This is a genomic window from Nocardioides sp., from assembly GCF_034670285.1.
Lineage (GTDB): Bacteria > Actinomycetota > Actinomycetes > Propionibacteriales > Nocardioidaceae > Nocardioides.
The window spans coordinates 1-9,533 of record NZ_JAXMNS010000110.1 but is presented as its reverse complement, the minus strand read 5'-3'; the positions used below and the strand labels follow the sequence as shown (position 1 = coordinate 9,533).

At 71.2% G+C, this 9,533-nt stretch carries 10 protein-coding genes; 5 read left to right on the top strand and 5 right to left on the bottom strand.

The annotated features are described in order from the left end of the window. The coding region (locus tag VOI19_RS07535) for a DUF6328 family protein (protein ID WP_323792345.1) at window positions 1-270 on the top strand (270 nt) is incomplete at its 5' end. Window positions 271-273: 3 nt separating this feature from the next. On the opposite strand, the gene VOI19_RS07530 is transcribed toward VOI19_RS07535, so the two are convergent. Continuing rightward, window positions 274-489: a hypothetical protein gene (locus tag VOI19_RS07530; protein WP_323792344.1), complete on the bottom strand. Its 216-nt coding sequence runs from the start codon at window positions 487-489 to the stop codon at window positions 274-276. A 137-nt stretch (window positions 490-626) separates the two neighbouring features. Between VOI19_RS07530 and VOI19_RS07525 the strand changes: the two genes are divergently transcribed. Continuing rightward, entirely contained in the window at window positions 627-1,253 is a 627-nt protein-coding gene (locus VOI19_RS07525; RefSeq protein WP_323792343.1) for a response regulator transcription factor, read from the top strand. 18 nt (window positions 1,254-1,271) lie between these two features. Here VOI19_RS07525 and VOI19_RS07520 read toward each other — a convergent pair whose 3' ends face one another. After that, window positions 1,272-2,309 carry an LLM class F420-dependent oxidoreductase gene (locus VOI19_RS07520; RefSeq protein WP_323792342.1) on the bottom strand — a complete coding sequence of 346 codons (1,038 nt, stop codon included), beginning with the start codon at window positions 2,307-2,309 and terminating at the stop codon, window positions 1,272-1,274. Window positions 2,310-2,430: 121 nt separating this feature from the next. Between VOI19_RS07520 and VOI19_RS07515 the strand changes: the two genes are divergently transcribed. Continuing rightward, a complete protein-coding gene (locus VOI19_RS07515; protein ID WP_323792341.1) occupies window positions 2,431-4,185 on the top strand; it encodes a DUF3556 domain-containing protein in 1,755 nt (584 codons plus the stop codon). Here the strand turns inward: VOI19_RS07515 and VOI19_RS07510 are convergent. Beyond that, window positions 4,139-4,834 (bottom strand): hypothetical protein, encoded by a 696-nt coding sequence (locus tag VOI19_RS07510; RefSeq protein ID WP_323792340.1) that lies wholly within the window; start codon window positions 4,832-4,834, stop codon window positions 4,139-4,141. The genes VOI19_RS07515 and VOI19_RS07510 overlap by 47 nt on opposite strands. Window positions 4,835-4,898: 64 nt before the next feature. Here VOI19_RS07510 and VOI19_RS07505 point away from each other — a divergent pair, with 64 nt between their 5' ends. Further along, entirely contained in the window at window positions 4,899-6,425 is a 1,527-nt protein-coding gene (locus VOI19_RS07505; RefSeq protein ID WP_323792339.1) for a protein adenylyltransferase SelO, read from the top strand. Between the two features lie 33 nt (window positions 6,426-6,458). On the opposite strand, the gene VOI19_RS07500 is transcribed toward VOI19_RS07505, so the two are convergent. Together VOI19_RS07500 and VOI19_RS07495 are read right to left on the bottom strand one after the other, a co-directional pair. After that, window positions 6,459-7,652 (bottom strand): FAD/NAD(P)-binding oxidoreductase, encoded by a 1,194-nt coding sequence (locus VOI19_RS07500; protein WP_323792338.1) that lies wholly within the window; start codon window positions 7,650-7,652, stop codon window positions 6,459-6,461. A 302-nt stretch (window positions 7,653-7,954) separates the two neighbouring features. Beyond that, window positions 7,955-8,692, bottom strand: a complete 738-nt coding sequence (locus VOI19_RS07495) for an acyltransferase (protein WP_323792337.1) — start codon at window positions 8,690-8,692, stop codon at window positions 7,955-7,957. 45 nt (window positions 8,693-8,737) lie between these two features. Between VOI19_RS07495 and VOI19_RS07490 the strand changes: the two genes are divergently transcribed. Beyond that, on the top strand, window positions 8,738-9,533 hold a 796-nt coding region (locus VOI19_RS07490), incomplete at its 3' end, for an ATP-binding cassette domain-containing protein (RefSeq protein WP_323792336.1).

Here is a 9,533-nt window from a genome sequence, read left to right as displayed (position 1 = left end):
CTCACGACCGTGTTCGTGGTCGCACCGGTCGCCTTCCACCGGGTGCTCTTCCGTCAGCACCAGCGCTACTGGCTCGTCGAGGCCTCCAACACGACCGCCCGGGCGGGGCTGGCTCTCCTGGCGGTCACCAGCGCCGGGGTGCTGTTCCTGGTCTTCGACATCATCGTCGGCACGGTGGTCGCCGCAGCGGTCGGCACCCTGTCGCTCCTGGTCTTCGCGACGGTGTGGATCGCCGTCCCCTTGCTGACGAGCGGTCGCCGACGACGCTGAGCTTCAGGTGGCGAGCATGATCCGGCCGGCACCCGCATCGACCGCGGTCACGACCTCGAGCAACACCTCGCCGGCGTCGTCGGGAGCGTTGGTGACGTGCACCGTGAAGGGGTAGGCGAGCAGCACCGGGCCCGAGGCGACCTGGTAGCCGCGGCGGGCCAGCTCCTCGAGCGCCAGGGTCTTGGCGCGTCCGCTGGTGACGCTCAGTGCGACATCCATCCGGCTTCCCCTATGCCTCCAGGGCAGACGTCCTGCGTCCGCGGTTCTCGAGAAAATAGGTCACCGGCCCCGGTGCGCGAGTCACTCCTGCGGGTGACCCGGTGCCGCACCCCCGCGACCTCACTAGGATGAGCGCCATGACCAGGTCCACCCGGGTGCTCATCACCAGCGAGCACGACGTCGTCCGCACCGGCCTCACCACGCTGCTCGACGAGCACGACGCCCTCGAGGTCTCCGAGGGAGCCGTCGACTCACTCGTGCTCGACGGCGCCGACGTCGTCCTCTACGACGTGATGGCGCTGGTCGAGAGTGACGAGTCCGAGCTGGTCCGGATGGTCAAGGAGACCGACGTCGCGGTGCTCGCCGTCACCCGCGACCTGCGCCCCGACCTCGCCGACACCGCCCTCGCGACCGGCGTCGACGGCTGTGTGTCGCTCGACGCCTCGGCCGAGGAGCTCGTCGCCGCCGTGGAGGCGGCCGCCTGGGGCGACCTGAGTGGTGCCGGTGACCCCGGCGCCACCGACTTCACCGTCAACCCGGGCCTGGACGACGACCGGGTGCACCTCGCCCCGCGCGAGGAGGAGGTGCTGAGCCTGATCACCGCCGGGCTCAGCAACGTCGAGATCGCCGAGCGGCTCTACCTGTCGATCAACTCGGTGAAGACCTACATCCGCGGGGCCTACCGCCGCATCGACGTTCGCACCCGCAGCCAGGCCGTGGTGTGGTGCATGCAGAACGGCCTCGCCGCACCACCCACGGACTGACGACTCTGAGCAGTCGCCTCAGGCCTCGGCGGCCAGCTCGGCCAACCGGCGTACGTCGGCGACGCGCGCGTCGTGGCTCGTCGCGAGCGGACGCAGCAGCAGGGTGGTGACCCCGGCCGCGGCGAACTCCGCGAGGTGCTCCTTGACGTAGCCCTCGTCACCGATGAGCGAGACCGCCCGTACGAGGTCGTCCGGCACGGCGGCTGCGGCGTCAGCCTTGCGACCCCCGAGGTAGAGCTCCTGCATCTCGGCTGCCTCGCTCTCGTAGCCGTAGCGGCAGGCGAGCTGGTTGTAGAAGTTCTTGTCGCGTGCCCCCATCCCGCCGATGTAGAGGGCGAGCTGGTCGCGCACCGCGCCCAGCGCGGCCGGGTCGGCCTCGCCGAGAGCGAAGTTGACCTGCAGCTGGATGTCGAGGGTGCCGAGCTCGGGGTCGCGGCTGGCCTTGCCCTCGGCGAGCGACTCCCCGAAGGCCGCCTCCCACTTGCCCGGGTGGAAGAACAGCGGCATCCAGCCCTCGGCGATCTCGGCCGCCATCGCGACGTTCTTGGGTCCGAGCGCGGCGATCGACACCGGGATGCGCGGGCGCACGGGGTGGTTGATGAGCTTGAGCGGCTTGCCGAGACCGCTTCCGCCGTGCTCCTTGGTGAGCGGGACCTGATAGTGCTTGCCCTCGTGGACGACGGGCTGGCGCTGCCAGACCTGGCGGCAGATCTCGACGACCTCGCGGGTGCGGGCGAGCGGAGCGTCGTACTTGATGCCGTGGAACCCCTCGATGACCTGCGGGCCCGAGGCGCCGAGGCCGAGGGTGAAGCGACCGCCGGAGACGTAGTCGAGTCCGGCTGCCGTCATGGCGGTGAGCGAGGGGCTGCGGGTGTAGATCTGGAAGATGCTCGACATCAGCTCGAGGCGCTCGGTGCGCGCGGCGATGTAGCCGAGCTGGCTCACGGCGTCGAACGTGTAGACCTCGGCCACGGCCACCAGGTCGAGCCCGGCCTTCTCGTAGTCGACGAGCTGCTCGACGGTCTCCCCGAAACCGCCGGCGTAGTCGAGCGTCATGCCGAGTCGCATCTGTCCTCCAGGTGATGGGTGATTCGTCCTCCACATCATGGCGGTCGGTTGGTGACGCGTCCCACACTGGCCCGAGGGCGGGGCCTAGGGTCAGGCGCGTGATGACGACATGGGGTTGATCTCGCCGCGCCTTCCCGACCTCGACTACGACGAGTGGGACCGCAAGCCGCTGATGGAACGCATCAAGCCGATGGCCCAGGACTGGGCCGAGGGCGGCTTCGGCACTCCTGACGCCGTGCTGTTCCTCTACGTCCTCAAGCTCGCCCTGTATGCCGTGGGCGCGGCCGCCGTGGCGGCGCTGACGCCCGGCATCGGCGGGCTCGGTGACGTCGGCGACTGGTGGACCGAGCCGATCTTCTTCCAGAAGGTCGTCATCTTCACGCTGCTCTTCGAGGTGCTCGGCCTCGGCTGCGGCTTCGGCCCGCTGACCCTGCGCTTCCTGCCGCCGGTCGGTGCCCCGCTGCACTGGCTGCGCCCCGGCACGATCCGACTGCCCCCGTGGCCGGACCAGGTGCCGCTGACGGCCGGCACGACCCGGTCGATGACCGACGTCGCGCTCTACCTAGCCGTGGTCCTCTCGGCGCTGTGGCTGCTCTTCTCCCCCGGCCAGGGACCGGGCGTCGGCACCATCGAGCCACTGCGCTTCCTGCCGCTCTTCGTCTTCCTGGGCCTGATCGGCCTGCGCGACAAGACGATCTTCCTCGCAGCCCGCACCGAGGTCTACGGCACGCTCGCGCTGATGTTCTTCTTCAGCGGGGCCGACCTGATCGTGGGCCTCAAGCTGATCGTCGTGCTCATCTGGTGGGGCGCCGCGTTCTCCAAGCTCAACCAGCACTTCCCGCACGTGGTCGCGGTGATGATGAGCAACTCCCCCGTCCTGCGGGCCAAGGCGATCAAGCGCCGCTTCCACCGCGACTTCCCCGACGACCTCCGCCCCGGCAAGCTCTCCGAGCGACTCGCCCACGGCGGCACGGTCATCGAGTTCGGCGTCCCGCTGGTGCTGCTGCTCTCCAACGGGGGCTGGCTCACCACGGTCGCAGCGATCGTGATGATCGCCTTCCACCTCCAGATCCTGACCTCGCTCCCGATGGGCGTGCCCCTGGAGTGGAACGTCTTCATGATCTTCGCGATCGGCTTCCTCTTCGTCGAGAACGCCGACGTCGCGGTCTCCGACATGTCCCACCCCGTGCTGGTCCTCGCGCTGGTCCTGGCAGCCGGCGCCGTCGTGGTGACGGGCAACTTCTACCCCAAGCAGTTCTCCTTCCTGCCCTCGATGCGCTACTACGCCGGCAACTGGGCCACGTCGCTGTGGTGCCTGACGCCCGAGGCGATCGCCAAGATCGACGGCTCGGTGGTCAAGGTCGCCCAGCTGCCCAGCGCCCAGCTCGAGCGGCTGTACGACGCCGACATGGCGAAGGCGTTGAGCCACAAGGTCTACGCGTTCCGCTCGATGCACACCCACGGGCGCGCGCTCTTCGGCCTGGTCCCACGCGCCTGCGACGAGGCCCCCGACACGGTGTCGAGTCGCTACGCCATCCACGACGGTGAGTTCGTCGCCGGGATCTCCCTGGGCTGGAACTTCGGAGAGGGACACCTCCACAACGAGCAGCTGCTCGCGGCGCTGCAGGAGCGCTGCGGCTTCGAGTCGGGCGAGGTGCGCGTGGTGATGCTCGAGTCGCAGCGCTTCTTCGACCCGCGCCAGGAGTACCGCATCGTCGACGGTGCGGTCGGCGAGATCGAGCGCGGCGTCGTCAAGGTCGCCGACATGCTCGAGCGCCAGCCGTGGGCCGGGGAGATCCCGACCTACGACGTGGTGGTCACGCCTGCTTCTTCGACTCCGGCGCCGCGACGTCAGCCCGGCTGAGCACGTCGTTGACGCCGTCGAAGACTGCGTCGACGACCGGGACCGCGGCGGGGACGACGGCTTCGGTCGTCTCCTTGACCGTCTTCTCGACCGGGTCGACGACCTCCTTCAGGCGGTGGCCCTCGGTGCTCACGGGCTGGGGTGCAGGGACCGGGGCCGGAGCGGGCTGCGGCGCCGGCGCCGGGCTGCTGCTCGGGCCGCTGACCGGGCTCGGCGAGGCACCCGGAGTGGCCTGGACCACCGCGGGTGCAGAGCTGCCGTTCCCGGTGTTCCCGGTGTTCCCGGTGGTCCCGGTGGTCCCGGTGGTCCCGGAAGCGTTCTTGATGGCCTTGGCCTCGCGCTGGGCGCGTCGGTCCTGACGGTCGCGGCGCTCGGAGCGGGCCGCCTTGCGGGCCTTGGCCGCCTCGACCCTGAGGCCGGCGAGCACGTCGGGGGTGACCTCGATGAGCGGGAGCCGCAGCGGCAGGGCCGGCAGGGCCGGCACGGGGGCGACGTAGGCGTAGGGCGCGGGGGCGTTGCCGATGGTGGGTCGCACCACGATGACCACGGACGCGGCGATCAGCGAGCCGAGCGCCAGGAGCATGCTCCCTCGCAGGATCCGCTCCCACCGGCGCAGGCTGGAAGCGTCGACGAGCTGGATTTCAGGCATGGTCAGGTCACCTTTCATCGTTCGCTCCCCGGCCACACCGTACCCCCCTGCGTAACCTGGTGTCGTGACTTTCTTTGACTTGGTCCAGACCAGTCCCGCGGATCGAGACGTCCGGACGGGGCACGAAGGCCCGGCAGGTCGACCGTTGCTCGGTCACCACTTCGCCGATGCTCTGCCCGAGCTGTCGCTGCCGTGGACCGCCGCCGAGGCACCCGCACCCCAGCTGCTCGCTCTCAACGAGGACCTCGCCGGCGACCTCGGCCTCGACCCGACCGCGCTGCGCACGAGCGCCGGACTCGGCTTCCTCGTCGGCGGCAACGTCCCCGACGAGGCGACGCCCGTTGCGCAGGGCTACGCCGGGCACCAGTTCGGCGGCTACTCGCCGCGGCTCGGCGACGGACGCGCGCTGCTGCTCGGCGAGCTCACCGACTGCGACGGCCACCTGCGAGACCTGCACCTCAAGGGCTCGGGGCGGACGCCGTTCGCTCGCGGCGGCGACGGGCTCGCCGCCGTCGGACCCATGCTGCGCGAGTACGTCATGTGCGAGGCGATGCACGCGCTCGGCATCCCCACCACCCGCGCACTGGCCGTGACGGCCACCGGCGTCACCGTGCGCCGCGAGGTCCCGCTGCCGGGCGCCGTCCTCGCCCGGGTCGCCGCGAGCCACCTGCGCGTTGGCAGCTTTCAGTACGCCCGCGCGCTCGAGGAGCCCGACCACGCGACCCTGCGACGCCTGGCCGACCACGCGATCGCCCGCCACTACCCCACCCTGGCCGAGATCGACGACGACGCGAGCCGCCACCTGGCGCTCTACCGATCGGTCGTCACCGCCCAGGCCGGGCTGATCGCCCGCTGGATGCTCGTCGGCTTCGTGCACGGCGTGATGAACACCGACAACATGACGATCTCGGGCGAGACCATCGACTACGGACCGTGCGCGTTCCTCGACGTCTACGACCCGGTGACCGTGTTCAGCTCGATCGACGCAGACGGACGATATGCCTACGGCAACCAGCCGACCATCGCGGAGTGGAACCTCGCTCGCCTCGCCGAGGCGATGCTGCCGTTGCTGGCCGACGAGCAGGACCGCGCCGTCGAGATCGCGGTCGAGGCCCTCGGCGGCTTCCGCGAGCAGTACGCCGTCGCGTGGTCGGCCGGGGTCCGCGACAAGCTCGGCATCCCCGAGGCCTCACCCGAGGAGACCGAGCCGCTGGTCGAGGACCTCTTCACCCTGATCTCCGGCCAGGCCGACCACACCCAGCTGTTCCGGGCCCTCGCACACGGTGCGCGCGGCGACCTCGCGCCGGCCCGCGACCAGGTGCTCGACGTCGCAGGATTCGACGCCTGGGCTCAGCGTTGGCTCGCCCTCGGACCCGACGGCGACCTGATGGATCGGGACAACCCCGTCTACATCCCACGCAACCACCTCGTCGAGGAGGCGCTGGCCGCAGCGACCGCGGGCGACCTCACACCGTTCGAGCGACTCGGCGAGGTGCTGGCCCGGCCGTTCGAGGAGCGGGCCGGGCTCGAGCGGTACGCCGAGCCGGCGCCTGACTCGTTCGGGCGCTACACGACCTTCTGCGGCACCTGAGCAGCCGGCCGTGAGTGGGCCGGCTCGGCGCCCTCAGCCGATGGTGCCGCGCAGGTCCTCGGCGTAGGCCGGGCGAGTCCCGCGCGCGAGCAGCGCGCGGGCGTCGTCCACGCCGCTGTCGCAGTCCCAGAGCAGGACGCCGCGCACCGCGTCGTCGTCGAGGTAGTAGACGACCGTGCCGAAGCCGTCGACCTCGTCGACGACGGTCTCCAGCGAGGAGTCGAGCGTGCCGACAGCCTCGAAGCCGTGGTCGAGGACGTCGGAGTAGAACATCGGCGTGTGGTCGTAGACCTCGTCGGAACCGACGAGGATGCGGCCGACGGCCGCCCCCATGGTGGTGGCGTTGTCGACGTGCTCGACGCGGGTGCGGCCGAGGATCGCGTCGGGGTACTCCGCGACGTCGCCGGCCGCGTAGATGTCGGGCGTGGAGGTCTGCAGGCGTTCGTCGACGACGATGCCCCCGTCGTCGGAGCGTCGGACGACGCCGTCCACGACGTCGCCGGCCGGCTCGATGCCGAGGCCGATCACCGCGACGTCGGCGCGCAGCGACGACCCGTCGGAGAGGTGCAGCACGACCTCGTCACCGTGCTGCTCGCCGGAGGTGACCTTGAGCCCGGGCGCGCGGCGGGCTCCGGCGTCGTCGAAGAGTGTCTCGAAACGTCGGGCGACCGGGTCGGGGAACATCGACCCGCCGAGCACGGCGTCGGGGTGCACGATCGTCACCGAGCAGCCGTGCCCCAGGAGTGCGGCCGCGATCTCGCTGCCGATGTAGCCGCCACCGACGACGACCACCTCGGGCTTCGAGGCGGCATGCTCGCGCAGCACCTCGTAGTCGGCCAGCGTGCGGAAGTAGAGGACCCGGTCGGACGGCTCGAGACCGTCGATGCAGCGCGGGTGACCGCCGGTGGCGATCAGCAGGCGGTCGTAGCCGAAGACGTCGCCGGCCTCGGTCGTGACCGTGCGGCCGTCGGCGTCGACGGAGACCACGGGCGAGCCGAGGTGCAGGTGGGCGCCGGTCTCCTTCTCGGTCTCGAGCGCGGCGTCGTCGCGAGAGAACTCGCGGTCGGTCCACAGCTTCTTCGACAGCGCCGGGCGCGGGAAGGGGGCCGTCGACTCCTCGCCGACGATGCCGATGGTGGCGTCCGAACCGTGCTCGCGGATGCCCTTGGCGGCGGCGTCGGCGGTCATGCCGCCCCCGATGATCAGGACGTCGTAGTCGTAACGCATGCCTTCGACGCTAGGCGCGCTCCCGGCCCGGTGCTCCACCCGGCCGGGTGACCGTCGTGCTCGTCACGCCGGGAGCGAGGTGGCGACGACGACCGCGCCGACGTAGGTGCGGGCCTTGCGCAGGATCGAGCGGGTGAACGACGCGTCTCGAGGGCTCATGTCCTCAGCGTGCGTGTCGAGGCTGTCGGACGCCTGAGCCTGACCTGATCACCAACGGTGACCCGGTGCCACGCCTTCCACTTCGGGCCGGGTGTGTACGTCCGTCTACGCGCTCACGCCCGGGAGCCCGCCACCGGGGTCTGTCAGTGGCGGCCGGGCTGCGGGCGCAGGCCGGCGTTGGTCTGGTGGTCGAAGTCGTGGTCGAGCGGAGCGAGCACGGGTCGCACGTCGCCGTCGGCGGTGACCCAGCCGATGCCCTCGGTGTAGCGGCGGATCACGCGGGCCGGCGCCCCGCCGACGACGGCGCGGTCCTCGACGGTGCCGCGCACCACGGACCCGGCCGCCACGACGACGTTCTCGCCGATGGTCGTGCCGGGCAGGATGATCGCGCCGTGGCCGATCCACGTGCCGGAGCCGATGGTGACGGGGTGGTGCTCGCCGAGCTGGCGTCCGATCGGCGTCTCGAGCTCCTGATAACCGTGTCCGGCGTCGGAGATGAAGACGTCCTGGCCGCACCACACGTCGTCACCGATCGTGATCGAGGAGTGCGCGGTGATCGCGGCGCGGGCGCCGATGACGCAGCGGTCGCCGATCACCAGCGCATGGCTCGGCAGGTGTGTCTCGCCGGGGCCGTAGCCGACCGACAGCGTCGACTGGCGTCCGACCAGCGTGCGCTCGCCGAGGTGGATCGAGCCGACGTTCATCAGCGTCGCCGTCGGGAAGCCGATGCAGCTGGCCACGCCGAAGCTGCCGAACGCCTCGGCCGCCTCGGTGCCGGGCACGATCTCGCCCGTACGATCGAGCCAGGCCCATGCCGACTGGACGCCGCGGTGGAGCAGTCGCTTGCGCAGGCTGAGGCGTGGGTGGGTGATCGGAGGCACCTCGCGAGGCTAGAGCACCGCGCGGCGCGGCCTAGGATGCATCTCGTGAGTGCCACCCTGGTCGCCAAGGGCCTGTCCGGGGGACATGCCCACCGCACCCTCTTCGAGTCCCTCGACCTGACCGTCTCGCCGGGCGACGTGGTCGGCGTCGTCGGAGCCAACGGCGCCGGCAAGACGACCCTGTTGAGCCTGCTCGCCGGAGCGGTCACGCCGCTCGCCGGCACGGTCTCGACCGCCCCGAGCGACGCCTTCGTCGGCTGGATGCCCCAGGAGCACGAGCGCGTCGAGGGCGAGACGATCGCGGCCTACCTCGCGCGCCGTACGGGCGCTGCGGCAGCGACCGAGGCGATGGAGTCGACGGCGGCCGCGCTCGGGTCCGACGTGCCCGGGGTCGACGAGGCGTACGCCGTCGCGCTCGACCACTGGCTGGCCAGCGGCGCGCCCGACCTCGACGACCGCATCCCGGCGGTGCTGGCCGACCTCGGGCTCGGGGTCGAGACCGGGGCCGACGCCCTGATGACCTCGCTCTCGGGCGGACAGGTGGCGCGCGTCGGCCTGGCCGCGCTCGTGCTCAGCCGGTTCGACGTGGTGCTGCTCGACGAGCCGACCAACGACCTCGACCTCGACGGCCTCGCCCGGCTCGAGGACTGGGTGCAGGGGCTGCGCGCCGGCGTCGTCCTGGTCTCGCACGACCGCGAGTTCCTGGCCCGGAGCATCACGCGCATCGTCGAACTCGACCTCGCTCAGCACCAGGTCGCGGTCTATGACGGCGGCTACGACTCCTTCCTCGAGGAGCGCGCCGTGGCGCGTCGGCACGCGCGCGAGGCCTACGACGAGTACG

Bases quoted from the DNA above. Each gene is read 5' to 3' on its own strand.
- VOI19_RS07515 (WP_323792341.1), top strand. From the start codon at position 2,431: ATGGGGTTGATCTCGCCGCGCCTTCCCGACCTCGACTACGACGAGTGG.
- VOI19_RS07510 (WP_323792340.1), bottom strand. From the start codon at position 4,834: ATGCCTGAAATCCAGCTCGTCGACGCTTCCAGCCTGCGCCGGTGGGAG.
- VOI19_RS07520 (WP_323792342.1), bottom strand. From the start codon at position 2,309: ATGACGCTCGACTACGCCGGCGGTTTCGGGGAGACCGTCGAGCAGCTC.
- VOI19_RS07530 (WP_323792344.1), bottom strand. From the start codon at position 489: ATGGATGTCGCACTGAGCGTCACCAGCGGACGCGCCAAGACCCTGGCG.
- VOI19_RS07500 (WP_323792338.1), bottom strand. From the start codon at position 7,652: ATGCGTTACGACTACGACGTCCTGATCATCGGGGGCGGCATGACCGCC.
- VOI19_RS07525 (WP_323792343.1), top strand. From the start codon at position 627: ATGACCAGGTCCACCCGGGTGCTCATCACCAGCGAGCACGACGTCGTC.